Annotated in this window: 20 protein-coding genes; 7 read left to right on the forward strand and 13 right to left on the reverse strand. The window is 70.6% G+C overall.

Annotated features, from left to right (window positions below):
• Nucleotides 1-2: 2 nt before the first annotated feature.
• Together hldE and lpxL are read right to left on the reverse strand one after the other, a co-directional pair.
• Nucleotides 3-1,421: a bifunctional D-glycero-beta-D-manno-heptose-7-phosphate kinase/D-glycero-beta-D-manno-heptose 1-phosphate adenylyltransferase HldE gene (gene hldE / locus C516_RS0101630; protein ID WP_018716610.1), complete on the reverse strand. Its 1,419-nt coding sequence runs from the start codon at nucleotides 1,419-1,421 to the stop codon at nucleotides 3-5.
• Nucleotides 1,421-2,410, reverse strand: a complete 990-nt coding sequence (gene lpxL / locus C516_RS0101635) for an LpxL/LpxP family Kdo(2)-lipid IV(A) lauroyl/palmitoleoyl acyltransferase (RefSeq protein ID WP_245558721.1) — start codon at nucleotides 2,408-2,410, stop codon at nucleotides 1,421-1,423. The genes hldE and lpxL overlap by 1 nt, the downstream gene beginning before the upstream one ends.
• Before the next feature lie 340 nt (nucleotides 2,411-2,750).
• On the opposite strand from lpxL, the gene waaA reads away from it, so the two are divergent.
• Nucleotides 2,751-4,034 (forward strand): lipid IV(A) 3-deoxy-D-manno-octulosonic acid transferase, encoded by a 1,284-nt coding sequence (gene waaA, locus C516_RS0101640; RefSeq protein WP_018716612.1) that lies wholly within the window; start codon nucleotides 2,751-2,753, stop codon nucleotides 4,032-4,034.
• On the opposite strand, the gene C516_RS0101645 is transcribed toward waaA, so the two are convergent.
• The 5 genes from C516_RS0101645 to C516_RS0101665 form a co-directional block, all read right to left on the reverse strand.
• Complete coding sequence (locus tag C516_RS0101645; RefSeq protein WP_018716613.1) at nucleotides 4,006-5,391, reverse strand: TolC family outer membrane protein; 1,386 nt, start codon at nucleotides 5,389-5,391, stop codon at nucleotides 4,006-4,008. The two genes, waaA and C516_RS0101645, sit on opposite strands and share 29 nt — an antisense overlap.
• Nucleotides 5,392-5,404: 13 nt before the next feature.
• Nucleotides 5,405-5,722, reverse strand: coding sequence for a rhodanese-like domain-containing protein (locus tag C516_RS0101650; protein ID WP_018716614.1), 318 nt, complete (start codon nucleotides 5,720-5,722; stop codon nucleotides 5,405-5,407).
• A gap of 19 nt (nucleotides 5,723-5,741) precedes the next feature.
• On the reverse strand, nucleotides 5,742-6,404 hold the full coding sequence (locus C516_RS0101655; protein WP_018716615.1) for a protein-L-isoaspartate O-methyltransferase family protein: 663 nt from the start codon (nucleotides 6,402-6,404) through the stop codon (nucleotides 5,742-5,744).
• Nucleotides 6,405-6,537: 133 nt separating this feature from the next.
• Complete coding sequence (locus tag C516_RS0101660; protein WP_018716616.1) at nucleotides 6,538-7,485, reverse strand: DnaJ C-terminal domain-containing protein; 948 nt, start codon at nucleotides 7,483-7,485, stop codon at nucleotides 6,538-6,540.
• 84 nt (nucleotides 7,486-7,569) lie between these two features.
• Nucleotides 7,570-8,007 (reverse strand): Hsp20/alpha crystallin family protein, encoded by a 438-nt coding sequence (locus tag C516_RS0101665; RefSeq protein WP_018716617.1) that lies wholly within the window; start codon nucleotides 8,005-8,007, stop codon nucleotides 7,570-7,572.
• A 235-nt stretch (nucleotides 8,008-8,242) separates the two neighbouring features.
• Here C516_RS0101665 and rpmB point away from each other — a divergent pair, with 235 nt between their 5' ends.
• The 4 genes from rpmB to C516_RS0101685 all read left to right on the forward strand — a co-directional run bounded on the left by rpmB (nucleotide 8,243) and on the right by C516_RS0101685 (nucleotide 10,757).
• Nucleotides 8,243-8,479, forward strand: a complete 237-nt coding sequence (rpmB, locus tag C516_RS0101670) for a 50S ribosomal protein L28 (RefSeq protein ID WP_018716618.1) — start codon at nucleotides 8,243-8,245, stop codon at nucleotides 8,477-8,479.
• 11 nt (nucleotides 8,480-8,490) lie between these two features.
• Nucleotides 8,491-8,646 (forward strand): 50S ribosomal protein L33, encoded by a 156-nt coding sequence (rpmG, locus tag C516_RS0101675; RefSeq protein WP_018716619.1) that lies wholly within the window; start codon nucleotides 8,491-8,493, stop codon nucleotides 8,644-8,646.
• Nucleotides 8,647-8,742: 96 nt separating this feature from the next.
• Nucleotides 8,743-9,561 (forward strand): bifunctional DNA-formamidopyrimidine glycosylase/DNA-(apurinic or apyrimidinic site) lyase, encoded by an 819-nt coding sequence (mutM, locus tag C516_RS0101680; RefSeq protein ID WP_018716620.1) that lies wholly within the window; start codon nucleotides 8,743-8,745, stop codon nucleotides 9,559-9,561.
• Nucleotides 9,562-9,686: 125 nt separating this feature from the next.
• The gene (locus C516_RS0101685; RefSeq protein WP_026320864.1) at nucleotides 9,687-10,757 is read left to right on the forward strand and encodes a cytochrome-c peroxidase; all 1,071 of its coding nucleotides are present in this window, start codon (nucleotides 9,687-9,689) and stop codon (nucleotides 10,755-10,757) included.
• A gap of 39 nt (nucleotides 10,758-10,796) precedes the next feature.
• Here the strand turns inward: C516_RS0101685 and C516_RS0101690 are convergent, their stop codons facing one another.
• From C516_RS0101690 to C516_RS0101715, 6 genes are all read right to left on the reverse strand, one after another.
• On the reverse strand, nucleotides 10,797-11,534 hold the full coding sequence (locus tag C516_RS0101690) for an HAD family hydrolase (protein ID WP_018716622.1): 738 nt from the start codon (nucleotides 11,532-11,534) through the stop codon (nucleotides 10,797-10,799).
• Nucleotides 11,535-11,536: 2 nt separating this feature from the next.
• Entirely contained in the window at nucleotides 11,537-12,460 is a 924-nt protein-coding gene (locus C516_RS0101695; protein WP_018716623.1) for a choline/ethanolamine kinase family protein, read from the reverse strand.
• Between the two features lie 41 nt (nucleotides 12,461-12,501).
• Nucleotides 12,502-13,332 carry a methyltransferase domain-containing protein gene (locus C516_RS20270; RefSeq protein WP_281167310.1) on the reverse strand — a complete coding sequence of 277 codons (831 nt, stop codon included), beginning with the start codon at nucleotides 13,330-13,332 and terminating at the stop codon, nucleotides 12,502-12,504.
• Nucleotides 13,333-13,353: 21 nt separating this feature from the next.
• On the reverse strand, nucleotides 13,354-15,333 hold the full coding sequence (locus tag C516_RS0101705; protein ID WP_018716625.1) for an ABC transporter permease: 1,980 nt from the start codon (nucleotides 15,331-15,333) through the stop codon (nucleotides 13,354-13,356).
• Entirely contained in the window at nucleotides 15,326-16,387 is a 1,062-nt protein-coding gene (locus C516_RS0101710) for a quaternary amine ABC transporter ATP-binding protein (protein WP_018716626.1), read from the reverse strand. Before C516_RS0101710 ends, C516_RS0101705 begins: the two co-directional genes overlap by 8 nt.
• Before the next feature lie 97 nt (nucleotides 16,388-16,484).
• Nucleotides 16,485-17,462, reverse strand: a complete 978-nt coding sequence (locus C516_RS0101715; RefSeq protein WP_051088165.1) for an ABC transporter substrate-binding protein — start codon at nucleotides 17,460-17,462, stop codon at nucleotides 16,485-16,487.
• Nucleotides 17,463-17,815: 353 nt separating this feature from the next.
• Between C516_RS0101715 and C516_RS0101720 the strand changes: the two genes are divergently transcribed.
• Complete coding sequence (locus C516_RS0101720; RefSeq protein WP_018716628.1) at nucleotides 17,816-18,592, forward strand: DeoR/GlpR family DNA-binding transcription regulator; 777 nt, start codon at nucleotides 17,816-17,818, stop codon at nucleotides 18,590-18,592.
• 73 nt (nucleotides 18,593-18,665) lie between these two features.
• Complete coding sequence (locus tag C516_RS20275) at nucleotides 18,666-20,669, forward strand: putative bifunctional diguanylate cyclase/phosphodiesterase (RefSeq protein WP_018716629.1); 2,004 nt, start codon at nucleotides 18,666-18,668, stop codon at nucleotides 20,667-20,669.
• Nucleotides 20,670-20,736: the final 67 nt, after the last annotated feature.

Genomic DNA, 20,736 nt, shown 5'->3' on the forward strand with positions numbered 1-20,736 from the left:
CACTACCGCCCCAGCCGCGTCACGATATCGGTGGTGGAATAGCCCTCGAGCAGCGGCAGGATCCGGACGTCCCCGCCGCGGGCGAGCACCGACTCGTGGCCGGCGATGTCCTCGACGCGGTAGTCCCCGCCCTTGACCAGGACGTCCGGGGCGACCGCCTCGATGAGCCGGGCCGGGGTGTCCTCGGCGAAGGGTACCACCCAGTCCACCGCGGCCAGGCCGGCGAGCACCGCCATACGGTGCCCCAGGGGATTGACCGGGCGGCCCTCGCCCTTGAGACGCCTGACCGAGTCGTCGTCGTTGACGGCGACGATGAGCCGGTCGCCCAGCGCCGCCGCGGCCTCCAGGTAGGCGACGTGGCCGGGGTGGAGGATGTCGAAGCAGCCGTTGGTCATCACCAGCCGCTGCCCCTGGACCCGTGCCTCGCGGACGCCGGCGATCAGGCCCGGCTCGTCGAGCACGCCCTCGGCGGTACGCACCGGCGCCCAGTGGCGGAGCGCGGCATGCAGCTCCGCGGGCGTGACGGTGGCGGTGCCGAGCTTGCCCACGACCACCCCGGCGGCCAGGTTCGCCAGCGCCGCGGCCTGGGCCAGGGACTCGCCGGCGGCCACCGCGGCGGCGAGCACGGCGATCACCGTGTCCCCCGCGCCGGTCACGTCGAACACCTCGTGGGCCTGGGCAGGGATGTGCACCGGCTCACCGTCCCGGCGCAGCAGGGTCATGCCCTCCTCCCCCCGGGTGAGCAGCAGCGCCTCGATGTCGAGCTCGCGCAGCAGGGCACGGCCTCGCGCCACCAGGGTCGCCTCGTCGCCGCAGTGGCCGACGATGCGCTCGAACTCCGGGCGGTTGGGGGTGATCACGGTGGCCCCGGCGTAGGCCTCGAGATCCGGGCGTTTCGGGTCGACCAGCACCGGACAGCCGGCGGCGCGGGCGGCGCGGATCAGCGGCTGCGGGTCGCGCAGCGCGCCCTTGGCGTAGTCGGAGAGGATCACCGCCCGGACCCCGTCCAGCGCGCCGGCGATCTCGGCGGCGGCCAGCGGGGACGAGGCGGCGGCGCCGTCCTCGAAATCCAGCCGGATCATCTGCTGGTGCTGGCTGATCACGCGCAGCTTGGTCGTGGTGCGCGCACCGGGGCGCCGCACCCAGTGGCGCTCGACGCCGGCGCCGGCGAGGCAGCCGTCCAGGGCCCCGGCCGCCTCGTCCTCGCCCACCGGCGCGGCAAGCCGCGCCCGGCAACCCAGCGCCGCGAGCCCGAGGGCCACGTTCGCGGCACCGCCGGGGCGGTCGTCGCTGGCGCCGATGCGCACCACCGGCACCGGGGCCTCCGGCGATATCCGGCCGGTATCGCCGTGCCAGTAACGGTCCAGCATCACGTCCCCGGCCACCAGCAGGGTGACGTCGCCGAAATCGGGTATCCGCATCACTTGCCCTTCCTGCGCCGTTTGCGCCGCCCCCGATAGGGATTCGGCCCGCCGTCGGGCCGGGTCTTGAACCGCCGGTGCACCCAGTAGTACTGCGCCGGGCGCTGCCGGATCTCCGCCTCCAGCCGGGCGTTGAGCCGCTCGGCGTCGGCGGTGTCGTCACCGCTCGGGAACCCCTCCAGCGGGGGGCCGAGCCGGACCACGTAGCCGCTGCCATCCTCGCGCGCCACACCGTAGCAGGGGATCACCACCGCCCCGGAGAGCCGCGCGAGGCGGGAGGTCATCGTGATCGTCGCCGCCGGCACGCCGAAGAACGGCGCGAACACGGCGTGCCGGCGACCGTAGTCCTGGTCCGGGGGGTACCAGACCACCCGCCGCTCACGCAGCGCCCGTACCATGGCACGCATGTCGCCGCGGTCGAAGGCGTGCTCGAAGTGCCGCCGCCGGCTCTCGCGCATGAAGTGCTCAATGACCGCGTTCCGGTTCTCGCGGTAGATCGCCTGAAAACCGAACCACCGGCTCATGATTCGCCCCGAGATGTCCAGCGGCGTGAAGTGCGCACTCACCAGGATCACGCCGTGGCCGTCGGCCTGCGCGCGCGCCACGTGTTCGGCCCCCTCCACGGTCCCGAGCCGGGCGATACGCGACTCCGCACCCCACCACGCCAGCGCGACCTCCACCAGTCCGCGTCCTGTATAGCACAGGTTCCGGCGGGCGAGATCGCGCCGCTGCGCGGCGGTGAGATCCGGGAAGCAGAGCCGCAGGTTGGTCTCGACGATGCGGCGACGGTAGGGCACGAGGTACCACGAGAGCAGGCCGAGCCCGTCGCCCGCGCGCATGGCGAGCCGGTACGGCAGCGCCGCCAGCAGCCGCAGCAGCCCCATACCCAGCCAGGTCAACCAGTAGCGCGGCGCGAACAGCGAGCGGTCCATCGGCGATTCAACAGCGATCGGCAGGAGCGCGGAGTATACTAACCTCGCGGCTCGCATCACCACCTCCCGCGGCCGCACGTGCCCCGGCCCGGGCAGCACGCGCCCGATGACGCCCGGCGTGCTTGACCGGACTATCGCAGCGTCGAATCACGACGACCCGTTGATCCGGCGTATCCCCGCGAACCGGCACGCCCGCATGGAACGCCGATCCCCGGGGCGCACCGCGGCACGCCGCCGCCTTCGCCGGTCCGGCGGCGCTCATCGCGCCCCCCGACCTCCACGGCCGGGGCAACGGTGATCGCCACGGGCTGGCCGCAACGCTTCGGCGCAAGCCCCCGCACGCCGGGCCGGTAGAATGCCACCGCACCCCGATCGCTGAATTGATAGAGTGTGCGCCATGCCGCGTACCCTTTATACCCTCGCCCTGCGACTCGCCACCCCGGCGATCCTCTCCCGGCTGTTGTGGCGCTCCCGCCGCGCACCCGCCTACCGGCGGCGCTGGGGGGAACGCTTCGGCTTCGGCCCGGCCATCGACGGCGCGCCGGTGTGGGTCCACGCCGTCTCCGTCGGCGAGACCGTGGCCGCCCGCGGACTGATCGAGGCGCTGATGGCGGCCCATCCGGAGCGGCCGGTACTGGTCACCTCCACGACGCCCACGGGCTCGGAGCGGGTGCGGGCCCTCTTCGGGGACCGGGTCCGCCACTGCTACCTCCCCTATGACACGCCCGGCGCGGTACGGCGTTTCCTGGCACGGACACGGCCGGCGCTGGGTGTGCTCATGGAAACCGAGATCTGGCCCAACCTCATCGCGGAGGCCGACGCCCGCGGCATCCCGCTGGTGCTCGCCAACGCCCGGCTGTCAGCGCGCTCCGCCGCCGGCTATGCCCGCACCGGGCGGCTGGGCACGGAGGCCGTTCGCGGCCTGGCCGCGATCGCCGCGCAGCACGACGCGGACGCCGAGCGGTTCCGGGCGCTGGGGGCCTCCCCCGGGCGACTCCACGTCACCGGCAGCCTGAAGTTCGACCAGCCCGTGGACGAGACCCAGCGACAGGCGGGGGAGGCACTGCGCGGGTTGCTCGGCCCGGCGCGTGCGGTGTGGATCGCCGCGAGCACCCACGAAGGCGAGGAATCCGCCGCGCTCGCGGCGCACCGGCGCGTGCTGGAGGCCGTTCCTGGCGCGGTGCTCGTGCTGGTTCCCCGACACCCGGAGCGATTCGACGGTGTCGCCGCGCTGACCCGCTCGGAGGGGTTCCGGTTCGCCCGGCGCAGCACCCCGGGGACCACCGACGCGGCGAATGTGGACGTGCTGGTGGGAGACACCATGGGCGAGCTGCCAACGCTGCTCGCCGCGGGGGATATCGCCTTCATGGGCGGGAGCCTGGTGGCGGTGGGCGGTCACAATCCGCTGGAACCCGCCGCCCTGGGGCACCCGGTGATCACCGGGCCCCACGTGCACAACTTCGCGCGGATATTCGAGCTGCTGACCGAGGCGGGCGGCGCGCGCACGGTCACGGATGCGGAGGGGCTGGCCACGGCGGTGATCGAGTGGCTCACCGACTCCGGGGCCCGGATCCGGGCGGGCCAGGCCGCGGAGGGCGTGGTCGCCGCCCACCGCGGAGCCCTGGGCCGCACCGTGGCGCTGATCGAGGCGCTTACTCCGCGGAGTTCTCCCCGGGAGTGATCGCGTCCTCGCTCACGTACGGCGCCGCGTTCGCTGAGAGCAGGCGGTTGATCGAGGCAAGGTCGTCCTCTGAGAGCACGCCGGCGGCCTGCTGGAGGCGCAGGGTGTTGAGCAGGTAGGCGTGACGCGCCTGCTGATAGTTCCGCTCTGCCTCGAAGACATTCTGCTGGGCGTCGAGGACGTCCACGATGGTACGCGTACCGACCTCGAAGCCGGCCTGGGTCGCCTCCAGGGCCGTCTTGGTGGAGACGCGGGACTGCGCGAGGGCCTGCACCCGCTCGAGGGCCGTCTGCACACCGCGGTAAGCGTCGGCGGCGTTGCGGGTCACCGAGCGGCGGACCTCCTCCAGGCTGGCACGTGCCTCCGTGTACTGCGACTGCGCCTCACGCACCCGCGAGCTGGTGGCCCCGCCGGTGTACAGCGGCACGGTGACCTCGATACCGGCGGCGAGCTCCTGATTATCCGAACCGTCGTAGGTGGCACCGCTGGTCACCCCGCCATCGGTGTGGCTGCCGCCGTAGCTCGCCACCGCGTCGACCTGCGGATAGTGCCCCCCGCGGGCCACGTCGACGTTCTCCATGGCGGCCTTCGAGGCCTGGCGTGCCGCGGTGAGCTCCCAGTTCTGCTCCTCCGCACGCTGGCGCCATGCATCCTCGTCCGCGGGCTGCGGCGCCGAGAGATCGACACCGCTGCGCACCCGGGCGAGCTCCCCCGGGGGCTTTCCGATCACCTCACGCAGCTGGGCACGGGCGCTCTCCAGGTCGTCCTCCGCCTGGATGACCGAGGCACGGGCGGTATCGTAGCGGGCCTTGGCCTCCTCCACGTCGGTACGCGCGATCAGACCGACGTCGAAGCGCTCCCGGGCCTGCTCGAGCTGGCGCTGGATGGCCTTGAGCTGTGCACGGGCGGCGGCGAGCGCCACCTGGGCGTCGAGCACGCCGAAGTAGCGCTCCGCGGCGCGGGTCATCAGCGACTGCTCGGCGGAGGCGAAGCGCGCCTTGGCCTGGGCGACGTTCGCCTTCGCCACGTCGAGCTGCTGGAAGTCCGAGTAGCGGAACAGCGGCTGGCTGAGCTGAACGCCGTAGGTCAGCGAGTTGTAGCTATCGTCGGCTTCAGGACCGTTGACGATATTGGTGTCCTGATAGTTGCGCTTGGCCGCGGCATCGACACCGATCTCCGGCAGCCGTAGTGCCCGGGCCTGCGGCAGGGCCTCCTCCGCCGTACGCAGCTGCGCCTGCGCCTGCTGGAAGACCGGGTCGCTGTCCAGGGCGTTGCGGTAGACGTCGAGCAGGTCCTCGGCAGCCAGCGCCGGCAGGCTCAGGCTGCCGAGGGCGACGGCCAGTAGAATTCGTTTCATGGGCAGGTCTCCGTCAGTAGCGGGGCACGGCAGGGTCGACCTCGACCGACCACGCGTCTATCCCGCCATCAAGATTGATGACGTCTGTGAATCCGGCGCGCTCGAGCAGCCCGGCGGCCATCGCACTGCGCACGCCGTGGTGGCACATCACAACCGTGGGCCGTTCCCGGGACAGCTCATCAAGGCGCTGTGGCAGCAACGCCAGGGGCACCAGGCTCGCTTGCGCAAGACTCGCGGTCCCGTGCTCCCAGGGCTCGCGCACATCGATGAGCTGCGGGGGCGCCTCCCCTGCGAGCCAGTCGGCGAGTTCGCTGGCATTGACCGATCGCACGGTAGTGTCCCCGCGCGCCCTAGAGACGGAACCGCGGCGTGACGCGGGCGCCGCGCAACGGCGGCACGCTGGTGTCGAACAGGCTCTCGCTGGCCCACTGGTCCTCGCCGACCCGGGTAATCAGCAGCGCCTCCATGATCGGCGGCTGGCCGACGATCAGGAATACCCGGCCGCCGATGGTGAGGCTGCGGTGAAAGCCCTGATGGAGCTCCGGCAGCGACCCCGTGACCGCAATCACGTCGTAGCGCCGGCCGTCGTCCCAGCCGGCAGCGGCGTCGCCCACCTCCAGATTGACACCACCGACCCCGGCGGCGGCAAAGTGCTCGCCGGCCAGCTCGCGGAAGTCCTCGTGGATGTCGATGCTGGTGACCTCACCGGCGAGCTGAGCCAGGCACGCGGCGAAATAGCCCGTGCCGGTGCCGATCTCCAGGGCCCGCTCGTCGGGCTGGGGGTCCAGCGCCTGGAGCATCCGCGCCTCGAGCCTCGGCTCCAGCATCACCTCGCCGTGAGGCAGCGGAAGCTGGAGATCCGCATAGGCGAGGTTGCGGTGGGCCGCGGGCACGAAATCCTCGCGCGGCAGCGCTTCGAGCACCGAGAGGATGCGGTCGTTGAGCACCTCCCAGGGGCGGACCTGCTGCTCGACCATGTTGTAGCGCGCGCGCTCGAGATTGACGTCGGTCATTTGCGCATCCTCATCGCCAGTGACCTTGTTGGATTAGGGATCGAGGGACTCCGCCCCGGCAGCATCGTCCCGCCAGCGCGGCGCGTCGACAAAGGGTAAGCACTTTACCCCTTTCAGGCAACCGATTAGCGCACTAATAATCCATGTTCGCCCGGGGGTCGAACCGGCACCGGTCGCGCAACTGTTCATACAGACCGCGCACCGCGTCGTCATCCATGGGCGGGTTAACGATACGCAGGGTCACGTACTGGTCCCCCGGCGGCTCTCCGGGCAGCCCCCGCCCTTTCAGGCGCAGGCGCTTGCCCGCCTGGCTCCCGGCCGGTATCCGCATGTCCACCGGACCGCCCAGGGTCGGCACCTTCAGCCGCGCGCCCAGCGCGGTCTCCCAGGGCGCTACCGGCAGATCCAGGTGGATGTCCCGGCCGCGCAGGTGGAACTGGTGGTGCGGCGAGATATGGATCTCCAGATAGAGATCGCCGCGCTCGCCTCCCCCCATGCCCGGCTGCCCCTGGCCGGCGAGACGGATGCGCTGACCGTTGGTCACCCCCGCGGGCACGCGCACGCGAAGGCTGCGCTGGGTGCGCCGCATGCGGCCCTGGGTATCGGGCTCGGCACCCTCGAGCTGCACGGTACGGGCGCCACCGTGGAACGCCTCGTCGAGCGAAACGGTCAACCGCGCGGTCTGATCCTGGCCGCGGGCCGAGAATCCGCCGTGCTGCCGGGCGGCGCCGCCGAATATGTCGTCGAACGGGGAACGGCCGCCGCCGAACAGTGACTCGAAGAAGTCGCTGAAGTCGGCGCCGCCACGGCCGCCACCGGTATGGAACTCCCACTCCGGCGGCGGACGGAAATCCTGGCCCTCGCGCCAGCCGCTGCCCAGCTCGTCATAGGCGCGGCGCTTCTCGGGATCACGCAGCACCTCGTAGGCCTCCGCGACCTCCTTGAAGCGCTGCTCGGCATCGGGCTCGCTGCTGACGTCCGGATGGTACTTGCGGGCAAGCTTGCGGTAGGCACGCTTGATCTCGTCCGCATCGGCATCCCGTCCGACCCCGAGTATCCGGTAGTAGTCCTTGTACTCCATGCCCTGTTCGCCACCTCAGTCGCGTTACCGGTGTGCCCTGGCACGGCACGGCGGCGCGGCGCCCGCGCCGCCGCCTCCCCGACCTCAGCCCTCGACCTGGATGCGCCGTGGCCGGGTCTTCTCCTGCTTGGGAATGCTGACCTCGAGCACGCCCTGGTCACAACGTGCCGTGATGCCGCTGGGATCGGCGGTATCCGGCAGGCTGAAGCGCCGGGAGAAGCTGCCGCTGGCACGTTCGACCCGCTTGTAGCCTTCACCGGCCTCGTTCGTGTGGGACTCCCGGCGACCACTGATGCTGAGCATGCCGCCCTCCATGTGGACCTCGATGTCCTCCGGACGCACCCCGGGCAGGTCCGCATGGATGACGTAACGGTCGGTTTCCTCGCGGATATCCACCGCAGGCGTCCAGTCACTGGTAGCCAGGCTGGAGCTGTCCCCCGTCTCCGCGGACTCGGACAGACGGCCCAGCTCGCGGGAGAGCTCGTTGAGCAGCCCCCAGGGCTCGTAGCGACGAATGGCCATAAACACCTCCTGTCGAATAGACCTGTGGCTCGATGGCGGCACGCCGAGCGCGCCGTTCATCGCTCATGTGTGTCCCGCGCCCGGTAAATTCAAGCCCGATGGTGCTTGAACCGCGGCGGGGGCGCTGGTATAAAGGCCGATCTTTCGGGAACCCTGCGATCAGGCGCGTCGCCGCCCGGGCCTGATCAGAGGTTTCCCGGCTCATCACGGTCACGGATTCTAGGAGGCAGCTCCCATGGCGAAGGTCTGCCAGGTCACGGGCAAGCGCCCGGCCACGGGCAACAACGTCTCGCACTCGAACATCAAGTCCAAGCGGCGCTTCCTGCCCAACCTGCGGTTCCACCGCTTCTGGGTGGAGAGCGAGAAGCGCTTCGTTCGGCTGCGGGTATCTTCCAAGGGCATGCGGATCATCGACAAGAAGGGCATCGATCAGGTGCTCAACGATATCCGTGCGCGTGGCGAACGGGTCTGAGGAGGTCAGACATGCGCGAGAAGGTGAAACTCGTCTCGACCGCCGGCACCGGTCACTTCTACACCACCGACAAGAACAAGCGGAACACCCCCCACAAGATGGAGTTCCGCAAGTACGATCCGGTGGTGCGCAAGCACGTGACCTACCGCGAGACCAAGCTCAAGTAGCAGCGCCGCCACCCCGGCGGCGCCCGCGATGAAACCCGCCCTCCGAGGCGGGTTTTTTCTTGCCCGGACGCGGACGCGGACGGGTATCATCACGGCATGCCCGAGCTCCCCGAAGTCGAGACTACCCGGCGCGGCCTCGCGCCGCACCTGGCCGATGCCCGCGTCACCGCCGTGACCGTGCGCGAGCGGCGTCTGCGCTGGCCGGTGACCGACGGCATCGAGGCCGCGGTGACCGGCCGGCGGATCGAATCGGTCTCGCGCCGGGGAAAGTACCTGCTGCTGACCCTGGACGACACCAGCCACCTGCTCTGGCATCTGGGCATGTCCGGCAGCCTGCGGGTGGTCCCGCCGGAGACGCCGGTACAGCGGCACGACCACGTGGACGTCACCCTCGACGACAGCCGTGTACTGCGCTTCAACGACCCCCGCCGCTTCGGCAGCCTCCACCACGTCCTCGGCGCCCCGGAGGCCCATCCGCTGCTCGCCCGCCTCGGGCCCGAGCCGCTCGGGCCGGACTTCCACGGCGACCGGCTGCACGCCCGCGCCCGTGGCCGGCGCGCCCCGGTCAAGGCGTTCATCATGGACAGCGCCACGGTGGTGGGTGTCGGCAACATCTACGCCACCGAGGCCCTGTACCTGGCCGGCATCCATCCGGCCCGCGCCGCGGGCCGGATCTCGCGCAACCGCTACCGCCGGCTTGCGACCGCCATCGCCACAGTGCTCGGCGAGGCGATCACCGCCGGCGGCACCACCCTGCGCGACTTCACCGACGCGGACGGCCGCCCCGGCTACTTCCGCCAGCGCCTGCGCGCCTACGGTCACGGCGGCGCCCCCTGCGGCCGCTGCGGCCACCCCCTGCGCGAGATCACCGTCGCCCAGCGGACCACAACCTACTGCCCCACCTGCCAGCGCTGAGCCGATTTCGGTTTCCCCGTTGACCAAGGTCAATTCCCGGAACGATCGCGGTCGACTCTGAGAGTCAGGGTGCTAGCTTAGAATCAGTCAAGAAAACAGGCATGCTGACTACAAGGAGCACCGCCATGGCTTCAATACCCCTGCGCGCTTTGCCGCTCGCCGTCCTGCTCGTGGCCGGGGGCGCCCACGCCGATTCGCAACTGATGGAGATGGCGAAGGGCAGCTTCGAGCCCATTCCCGAACCGCCGGCGAACGTCGACGGCGTCAAGGTGACCGACGACATGGTCATCCTGGGCAAGAAGCTGTTCTTCGACCCGCGCCTGTCAGGCAGCCAGACGATCAGCTGCAACACCTGCCACAACCTCGGCATGGGCGGTGACGACAACCAGCCGACCTCCCTGGGGCACGGCTGGCAGCGCGGCCCGCGCAACGCCCCGACCGTATTCAACGCCGTCTACAACGTCGCCCAGTTCTGGGACGGCCGCGCCTCCGACCTCAAGGAGCAGGCCAAGGGCCCGATCCAGGCAGGCGTGGAGATGCACAACACGCCCAAGCGCGTGGTCGAGACCATCAAGAGCATGGATCCCTACGTCGAGGACTTCGAGGCCGCCTTCCCGGATCAGTCCGACCCGGTGACCTTCGACAACGTCGCCGCGGCGATCCAGGCCTACGAGGCCACCCTGCTGACCCCGGATGCGCCCTTCGATCGCTACCTGAAGGGCGACGAGGACGCGCTCAGCGACCACCAGAAGGAGGGACTGCAGGCCTTCATGAACAAGGGCTGCGTGGCCTGCCACAACGGCATCAACGTCGGCGGCCAGGGCTACTATCCCTTCGGCCTGGTGGAGAAGCCCGGCGCCGACGTCCTGCCGGAGAATGACAAGGGTCGTTTCTCGGTAACCGGCACGGCGACCGACGAGTACGTCTTCCGGGCACCGTCACTGCGCAACGTCGCGGTGACCGAGCCCTACTTCCACTCCGGCCAGGTCTGGGACCTGACCCAGGCGGTGGCCATCATGGGTGAGGCGCAGCTCGGCCAGGAGCTCAGCGACAAGGAGGTCTCGGCGATCACCGCCTTCCTCGAGAGCCTGACCGGCCCGATGCCGGACGTCTCCTACCCGCAGCTGCCGCCGAACGGAGCGAACACGCCGCGTCCGCTCGAGGCACCGGCCCCGACCCGCAACCCGCAGGGCTGACCCTGCCAGCCACGTGCCCCGCACCCGCGGGGCATGCCCTCAGGCGCTGCCCGCCAGCCAGGCGGGCAGCGCCTCGACCGTTTCCATCACCATGTCCGCCTCTGCGGCCAGTCCCTCCCGGGAGCCGGTGCCGCTGAGCACGCCGATCGCCAGACCGCAGCCCGCCGCCCGCGCCATGCGGATGTCATGGAGGTTGTCGCCGACCACGGCCACCGCCTCCGGCCCGATACCGGTAGCGGCGCAGAAGCCCCTCACCATACCGGGCTCCGGCTTGCCGCCGTGGCCGCTGTCGTAGCCGGCGACGAACGACAGCACCCCCGGCGTAACAAAGCCGGCGAGCATCGCCCGGGTCGCCCGCTCGCCGTCGCTTGTGGCCACACCGAGATGCAGGCCTAGGGCACGCAACGCGGCGAACAGTGCCTCCAGCTCCGTGACCGGGGTGGCATGCACGGGCCCAAGGCGGGCGAAGACGCGGTCGAGACGGGCCACCAGCGCGGCCCGTTCGGACGCCTCCAGGCCCAGGGTCTGGGCCCAGGCCCCGGCGATCTCACCGGTATGTCCGGCGGCTAGCAGGCTGCCGGCGGCCACCCGGCCACTTGCCGGGTCGTGGCCGGCCACGCTCAGCAACCGGTCGGCCAGGGCGGCATCGCCGCCGGCGGCCTCCAGGGCGGCGGCCTCGTTCACCGGCCGCCAGGTGCGATGATAGTCGAACAGCGTGCCGTCCTTGTCGAACAGCACGCCGCGTATCCCGGCGCGCACGCCGGCACTGCCGGACATCGTCATTCGCCCCGGCGCACGGCGGCGACGTGGCCGGCGAAGGCGGGGTCCGCCATCAGGGCCTTGCAGCGGGCGAAGCGCTCCGTCGAGTAGGCCCAGAAGTCCTCCGCGGGATTGCCGTTGCCGTGCTGGATGAGCCCCCACAGGGTCCAGAGCAGGTCGCTCGCGGCCTTGTAGAGCACCATCCGGCCCCACTCCGCCGCATTCGGCTCACGCCCGAGGTAGGCACGCATCAGCCGCTCGTCCTGGCTGCGCGACAGACCCGCCTCGACAGAGAAGTCGCCGACGTCCCAGAGGGGGTCATTCATGCCGGAGTACTCCCAGTCGACCACCCACATGCGCTCGCCGTCGTCGAGAAAGTTCTCGCACAACGGGTCGCAGTGGCAGGGCGCCAGGGCCGCGGGCTGCGCGTCCAGGGCCTCGCGCATGGTGCCCGCCTCCGCGAGCACGTCGTGATAGCCCTCCGGGAGCTCGGTATCCAGGCCGGAGAGCACCTGCAGGTACTCATCGATCATGGTGAAGAGCTCGAAGCGGAACCGGAAGATCTCGCCGGAGTTGTGCATGCGCGCGAGGACCTCGCCGGCCCGGTCGGCAGCGGCGTCCTCGGCCTGGAAGCCCTCCGGCGACATGGTGCGACAACCCTCGAGGCTGCGCATGAGCATCAGCCCGTCCGTCTCGTCGAAGTGCAGCACCTCCGCACCGACACCGGCGCGGGCCGCCGCCCGGGTGTTGTGGGCCTCCACGCCGCGGTCGATGTAGGCCTCGGTGCCCTCGCCGGGGATGCGCAGCACCAGCTGCTCGCCGCCATCGTTGAGGCGGTAGACGAGGTTCGTCATACCGCCCAGCCGCTCGGCGCCCAGCGCCTCGGCACTGCGGCCCGCCAGCCGCGGGATCCGTGCGATCGCGTTTTCGAGATGGCTATCCATCGGGTCCTCCTGATTGCGGGGTCCGTGTTCGCTCCGCCGGCTCACCCGGCCGGTTTCTCGGCGAGATAGAAGTCCAGACTGAGCTTGCCCTCGGCGGCGAGGTCCGCCCAGTGGGCCCAGCTGCGGTGGTTGTTCTCCAGCGTTTCCGCGTCCATCTCCCGGGCGAACTCGCTCATGTGCTGCTCCAGGCGCGCGAGCACCTTGGCGCGGTGAAGCGCGGCGTGGCGCTGCCAGTCCCGATGCTCGACGAGCGTGAAGCCGGCGTCGGTGATGTGGCGCTCGTAGTCCGCCGGCGAGGAGAGGTTGGACATGCCGTAACGCGCCTCCACCGCGGCACGCTCCTGCGGCGTGAGCCGCTCGTGCCAGAAGATGTGATCGGAGATCACGGCGCGGCCGCCGGGCTTGAGCACGCGGTAGGCCTCACGCAGCACGCGTTCCTTGTCCGGCGAGTGCACCATCGACTCCTGGCACCACCACACGTCGAAGCTCTCGTCCGGGAACGGCAGGTCGTGGAAGTCCGCGTACTCGAAGCTCACACGGTCGTCGAGGGCGCGGCCCCCCGCCATCTCGCGGCAGCGCGCGAGCTGGGTCTCGGAGATGTTGCTGGCGACCACCGAGACACCATACGCCTCGGCGAGGTAGCGCGCCGTGGCGCCGTAGCCGCAGGCGACCTCCAGCACCCGCTCGCCGGGACGCAGGCGCGCGGCCTCGGCCATCAGGCGCTTGGCCGCCCAGGTGGCGGTCTCGATGGTCTCGTCACCGGTTTCGTACACGCCGTAGTGGATGTTCTCGCCCCACACGGCGGAATACAGGCGGTCGACGCCGCTGTTCTCGTAGTGTTCGGACATGGTATGTGTTCTCCGTTCCTTCAGGGTTGGGGCCGCGGCCCGGGCTCAGGCGAGCCCGAGCGCGGCACGGCGCCGGGCCACCCAGGCGCCTATGAGCCGGTCGGCGATCATGGCGATGAAGGCGACACACAGCCCGGCGACCAGGCCGGCGCCGATATCCGCGCGGGTCAGCGCGATGTAGACCTCCTGGCCGAGGTCGCGGGTCCCCACCAGGGCGGTAATGACGAGCATGGACAGCGCCATCATGATGGTCTGGTTGAGGCCGAGCATGATCTCGGGCAGTGCCAGCGGGAGCTGCACCCGCCAGCGGATCTGGCCGCGCGTGCATCCGCACATGCGCGCCGCCTCGATGGTCTCGGCGGGCACGCCGCGGATCCCGTGGTCCGTATAGCGGACCGCCGGCGCCAGGGCGTAGAGGACGATGGCGACCATCGCGGAGAAGTCGCCCACCTGGAAGAGCATGACCACCGGGATGAGGTAGACGAAGCTCGGCAGGGTCTGCAGCGTGTCCACCACCGTGGTGGTCACCCGGTGGACGCGATCGCTCGCCGCCGACCATATGCCCAGCGGGATGCCGATCAGCGCGGCAATGGCCACCGAGATACCGCAGAGATAGACGGTGATCATCGCCTTCTCCCAGTTGCCGGTGACGGCGATGAACAGCGCCAGAGCGGTGACGCCCGCGGCGAGCCGCCAGCCGCCCAGGCGGTGGCTGAGCACCGCCAGGGCGGCGACGACACCAGTCCACGGCAGAGCCACCAGCGCCCGCTTGAACGGGATGAGCACGTACACCAGCAGCACCGACTTCGCCCCGTTGAGCGGCCCGTAGAGCTCGGTGTTGACCCAGGCGACGAGCCGCCCCCAGTACTCCGCCGTGCTCACGGTGAGGGCGTCCGGCACCCCGGCCAGCGGCGACCAGAACACGCCGGCAATCGTGGGCAACGCCACCACGGCGGCCAGCAGCAGGCCGAAATGCCGCCGCGGGAGTCGCGCCCGGCTGCGGGTGCCGTCGGTAAGCGCGCGCCCCAGCCGCTCGGTGGCGATGGCGATCAGGGTGATGGCGACGCCCGCCTCCAGCCCGTCACCGATCTGCAGCCGGCGCAGGGCACGGAGCACGTCATAGCCCAGACCGCCGGCACCGATCATCGAGGCGATGATCACCATGTTGAGGGACAGCATGATCACCTGGTTGACGCCGACCATCAGGCCCTGGCGGGCGGCCGGCACCAGCACGCGCCAGGTCAGCTGCCGGCGGGTGCAGCCGCTCATGCGGGCGAACTCCAGGATCTCCTCGGAGACGCCGCGCAAAGCAACAATGGTCACCCGGGCCATCGGCGGCATGGCATAGATCACCGTGGCCACCACGGCGGCCACGGGGCCGAAACCGAAGAGCACCAGCACCGGCACCAGGTACGCGAATATCGGCACCGTCTGCATGAGGTCGAGAACCGGGCGCAGAACGCGCTCGAACGCGGGATGACGGTAGGCGGCCAGCCCCAGCAGCAACCCCAGGACGAGCCCGACCGGCACGGCGACAAGGATGGAGGCAATGGTGGTCATCGCACTCTGCCACTGCCCGAAGAAGGCCAGATAGGCCACCGTGAAGAACAGCAGCGTCGCCAGACGGCGCCCGCCGACCCGGGCGCCGAAGAGCACCAGCGCGGCGGCGACCCCGAGCCAGCTCAACGCCGGTAACGTCATGCCGCCGCCGAAGGGCAGCTCGAAGCCCTTGGCAAGCACGAGGGTGCCGGCCTCCAGCGGCACGGAGAGCAGGGTCGCCAGGCTCCGCACCACCGAGCGGAAGCCGATGCCGCCGATGGCGGCGTCCTGGAGCAGCCACTCCATGACACCGCTCACCCAGTCGGATACCGGCAGCTCCCAGCTGCCGGGATAGACGCCGACCCAGGGCAGCCATCCGGCGAGCCGGTCGGCGACGAAGAGGGCGAGCACCACGGCCGCCACGGTCACCGCCGTGCGCGACAGCCCGCCGCCGGCCCCGGTGCGTTCCGCGACGGCCTCATTCATGGCCGCCCCCCGTGCCGGCGAGCACGGCAATGACCTCGTCGCGGCCGATCGTGCCGACCACACGCCCGCTTCCGGGATCGCGCACGCGCAGCGACGTTCCGGCCGCCAGCACACGGGGCGCCACCGCCTCGATGCGCTCCTCCGCACCGATCTCCGCCGCCCCGGCGGGTGCGGTGTCCTCATGGCGCATGACCGAGGAGACACTGACGACCTTGGCCGCGGGCACGTGGCGGGTGAACTCCGCGACGTAGTCATCCGCCGGCGAGAGAACCAGGCGCTCCGGTGTATCCACCTGGACGATCTCGCCGGCCTTCATGATCGCCACCCGGTCGGCGAGCCGGATGGCCTCGTCGAAGTCGTGGGTGATGAAGATGACGGTCTTGTGCAGCACGCGCTGCAGCCGGAGCAGCTCGTCCTGCATCTCGCGGCGAATCAGCGGATCGAGGGCGCTGAAGGGCTCGTCGAGGAACCAGAGCTCCGGGTCCACGGCGAGCGAGCGCGCGATGCCGACGCGCTGCTGCTGGCCGCCGGAGAGCGCCGCCGGCCGGCGGGCCTCGTAGCCGTCCAGCCCGACGAGCTCGATCATCTCGCGGGCCCGGCCCTCGCGCTCGTCACGCCCAATGCCCTGGATCTCCAGCGGGAAGGCGACGTTGCCGAGCACATCCCGGTGGGGCAGCAGCGCGAAGTGCTGGAAGACCATCCCCATCTGGTGACGGCGGATCTCGGTAAGCTCGCGCTCCGGGGCAGCGAGCAGGTCCCGGTCCTCCAGGGTGAGGGTGCCCAGGCTCGGCTCCACCAGGCGCGAGAGGCAGCGCACGAGCGTGGACTTGCCGGAGCCGGACAGGCCCATGATCACGAAGACCTCGCCGGTGTGGACGTCGAGGCTGGCGTCGCGGACCGCCGCGGTGAGCCCGTGCCGCGCGAGGATCGCGGCATCCGGGGCACCGCCGGAGCGCTCGAGCACACGGTCGGCGTGTTCGCCGAAGACCTTCCACAGGCCCCGGCAGGCGAGCTTGACCGGGGCATCCCCGGCCTCGCTGGTATCGGCATGCATAGGACGATGACCTGGCGTCAGCGGTGATACGGAGGGACGGGGCGCCCGCCCCGCGGAGCAGGGCGGCGCCGCGAGTGCGGCGCCGCCGTTACCGGCGTTACTTCGCCGGAATCCAGGACCGCCAGGTGTCCTCGTTCTCGGCCATCCACTTATCGACCACGGTCTGCAGCGGTCGCCCGTCGACGTCGATGGCACCGATCATCCGGCCCATTTCGTCGTTCTCGATGTGGAAGTTGCGGATCGCGGTGTAAGCGGCAGGCCAGACGTCCTCGCCACCGGCCCAGGCGACCTTCTTGATCCAGCCGCGGGGGTTGCCGCAGTCATAGGTGGCATCCGGGTTGATCCCCCAGGACGGGTCGTCGTAGCAGCCGTCCCCGTACTTCGGGAACCGCACCCACTCGCCCTCGAACTGCTGCGGCGCCCAGTGGGGCGTCCAGAGCCAGGCGAGGATCGGGGCCTTGCGCTGGTAGGCAGACTGGATCTCTGCCATCAGCGCCGCCTCCGTGCCGGAATGCACGACCTCGAAGGGCAGGTCCAGGGCCTCGATACGCTCCTCGGCGTGGCCGTCCCAGGTGACCGCGCCCCCGAGGTAGCGCCCCTTGGGCTGCGTGGTGGGCGTGGCGAAGACGTCGGCGCAGTCCTTCAGCGCCTCCCAGTCCGGCAGCCCGGGGCAGCGCTCCTCCATGTACTTCGGATACCACCAGTCCTCGACGGCCCGCATCCCGGTCTCGCCCATGTCGAGGACCTTGCCGCCGGCAACGGCCTCCTCCATGAGGTCCTTAGCGGTCGTTTCCCAGATCTCCATGGCGACGGTGAGATCGCCGGACTTCAGGCCCGTGAACTGGGCCATGTAGTCCGCCTGAACGTAGTCCACCTCGTAGCCCATCTCCTCGAGCACGCCACCCATGATGCGGGTGCTCACGTTCTGGCCGGTCCAGTCGTTGAGCGTCAGCCGGATGGGCTTGTCCGTCTCCGGGAAGTCAGCGGCGGAAGCCGCACCGGCGGCGCCGAGCGCCACGGTCGCACCCACGGCCCACAAAAACCCACAATTTCTGATCCAATTCCTGAGCTGCATCGGTCATTCCCCTCTTCAGCCGATCTCCTGCTTCGGCGCCCGGGCACAGCCGTACAAGGACCGGCCGGCAGCGCGTCAGCATTCACAAATTACCGATCAAAGGCCATTTATTTCGTAATCCGGGCCATCTCTGACGCCGGTCTCGTCACCCACGCGACCACGGCGCAAGGCCGTGAAAGGCGTGCTGCCGCCCCGCCGGCACGGGATCCGGGGGTCGACAAAGATCAAACTTTTTCCACAAATTACCACATATTCAGTCAGACTCAAGCCCGTATGCGTTACAATCGGCGAGCAAGAGGCGTGGTGGTGTGATCGCCGCCGGCGCCGGGGACGGCTCACAGGGAGGGTTCGATTTGCACAAAGCCGCACGACACAAGGCCATACTGAGTCTCCTCGAGACCCACGGCTCCTGCAGCGTCGCCGAGCTGGTGGACTCGCTGGGGGTCTCCGACGAGACCGTGCGCCGGGACATCAAGACCCTGGCCAACCGGGACCTCATCGAGCGGGTCCGCGGCGGCGCCATGCTGCCCGCGTTCGTGCGCGAGCCCGGCTTCCAGCAGCGCATGACCAGCAACGCCCGGGAGAAGCGGGCCATCGCCCGCGAGGCCGCCGCACTGATCGAGAACGGCGACTCCGTGCTGCTGGAGAACGGCAGCACCAGCCTGTACGTCGCGCGGGCGCTGCGCGGCCACCGCGACCTGTTCGTCGTCACCAACGGCCTGGACATCGCGCGCACCCTGCTCGGCAACGGCAACCGCGTGCACATGGCCTGCGGCGAGGTCCGCGCCGACGACGGCGCGGTGCTCGGGGCCAGCGCGATCGAATTCGTGAGCCGCTTTCGCGTGCGCTACGCGGTCATCACCGCGGGCTCCGTACACGTGGACGGCGGTCTGATGAACTACTACTACGACGAGACCGAGTTCTCCCACGCCGCCCTGGGGCAGGCCCTGCACGTCATCGCGGTAACCGACCACACGAAGTTCCGCACCCAGGCACCGGTAAGGCTGTGCGAGTTCGAGCGCATCGGCACCCTGATCACCGACCGCCAGCCCTCGGAACCACTGGTGGAGCGTCTCCGCGATGCCGAGGTGCGCCTGCTCGTCGCCGGCCCGGGATCGGCCGGGGACTGAACGCCGCAACGCACGATTGCCTCTGCGCTCAGATCGTCGATAATGCGTGCAGACCTTCGATGGGAGCATTCACTTGGCGCAGGGGCGGCAGCGCTGGCTGCAGAGACAGGCACCGGTCCTGGAATCGATACCGGATGCCGTGGCGATACTGGACCGGCAAGGACGCCGCCTCTACGGTAACGATCTCTACCACGCGCTGTGCCGCGAGCATGGTGTCCCGGATCTACGCCCGGCCACGCTGGATGCCGCCATGCCAGACTGGGACGCAATAGGCGCCGCGGCGTCCGCCGCCGGCCACTGGGAGGGGGCGATAACCGTGCCCGCGGCGCACGCCCCCCGCCGGACCCTGCGCTGCCATGTCCGCCCCATGACCGCCCCGGCCGGCGGGGATACGCTGTTCGCGGCGACGTTCACCGACATCACGGAGCTGGCCGAGGCGCACCAGACCTCGGACGGCCATGCACGGCTGATCGCACAGCTACCCCATCTGCAGGCCCCCGGGGCGGGCGCCGGAGACACCGCGGTGCGGGTCTTCCGAGACACCCTGGTCGAGGCCCTTGCGGCGCTCGATCTCGGTCGCGCCGAGACCATTCCCGACGGTGACGAGACCGACGGGGGGTGGTTCTACTGCCCGCTGACCGGGGACCGGCAGGAGGCCCGGCTGGTCTGGCGCGTCGGTGAGCCGCGCCACGGCGGCCGGGCCTTCCAGGCCCGCTTTAACGCGGCACGCGAGCTCTCGCCCGCCGAGCGCCGCCTGGCCGTGACCGCCACCCGGGCGCTGACCACGAGCACCGAGCGCGCCGGCCAGCTCGCGCGCCTGCACCGCACGGCATTCAGCGACGACGTCACCGACCTGCTCAACCGCCGCGGCTTCGAGCATTTCGCCGCGCCGCTGCTCGCCGGCGGCGAGCCGGCATCGCTGCTGCTCATCGACATGGACCGTTTCAACCGCGTGATCGGCACGCTCGGCCACGACGCCGCCGACGCCTACCTCCACGCCATGGGCGAGCGGCTGGTCGGCGCCGCCGGCCCGGGACGCCTGGTCGCGCGCATGGGCGGCGACGAGTTCGCCATCCTTGTGCCCGGCGGCATGGGACTCGCCCGCGGCGTCGCCGAGGCCATTCACGAGCGCCTGGAGACGCCGATGACCATCGCCGCCCGGCCGGTGCGCGCGCGGGTGCACATCGGTATCGCCTCCGCCCCGAGGCACGGGAGCAGCCTCGCGGAGCTCCGCCGCTGCGCCGATCGCGCCATGTTCACCGCCAAGCGCACCGGGCGGAGCACGAACCTGTTCCGGCCGGAACGCGAGCTCACCGACCGAACCGCCCTGTGGGTGGAAGGGCGACTGGAGGCGGCCATCTCCGAGGAACTCCTCACCCTCGCCGTGCAGCCGATCATGCGGCTCGACAGCGGCGAGGTGACGGAGGTCGAGCTACTGCTGCGCTGGGACGACCCGATGCTCGGCACGGTCGCACCGGCCACGTTCGTGCCCGTCGCCGAGCACGCCGGCCTGAGCGAACGCCTGGATCGCTATGTCGTCGCCAAGGGCCTGCGCGAGACGCGCCACCTGGACTGCGCCGTGGCCATCAACCTCGCCGCCCCCACGCTCTACGACCCCGCCTTCGCGGACTTCGTGTTCACCCACCTCGAGCACGCCGGACGCACACCGGACACGATGGTCTTCGAGATCACCGAGCGCCTCGTCGCCGACGCGGACCGCGCCCGCCCCACCCTGCAGCGGCTCACCGACGCGGGCGTGCGCATCGCCATCGACGACTTCGGCGCCGGCTACTCGTCCCTCGGGGTGCTCCCCGACCTGCCGCTCAGCCGCCTCAAGGTGGACAAGTCCTTCCTCATCGGCAGCCGCGGCAACCCGCGCCACCGCGAGGTGATCATCGGCACCCTGCGGCTCGCCTCGGCACTCGGGCTGGAGGCACTGGTCGAGGGCGTGGAGCGCGCCGAGGACATGGAGTGGCTGCGCGGCGTGGGCTGCGACTTCGCCCAGGGCTTCCTGTTCGGCACCCCCATCGCCCTGTCGGACTGGCCCGGCACCGACGACGACCCCCGCCCCGCCTGAACCGCCGCCTGCGCGGACTGGTATCCTGCCCGCACCGACGCAGGGCAGCCGGAGCACGACTCGCACA

The organism is Arhodomonas aquaeolei DSM 8974 (genome assembly GCF_000374645.1).
Taxonomy (GTDB): Bacteria; Pseudomonadota; Gammaproteobacteria; order Nitrococcales; family Nitrococcaceae; genus Arhodomonas; species Arhodomonas aquaeolei.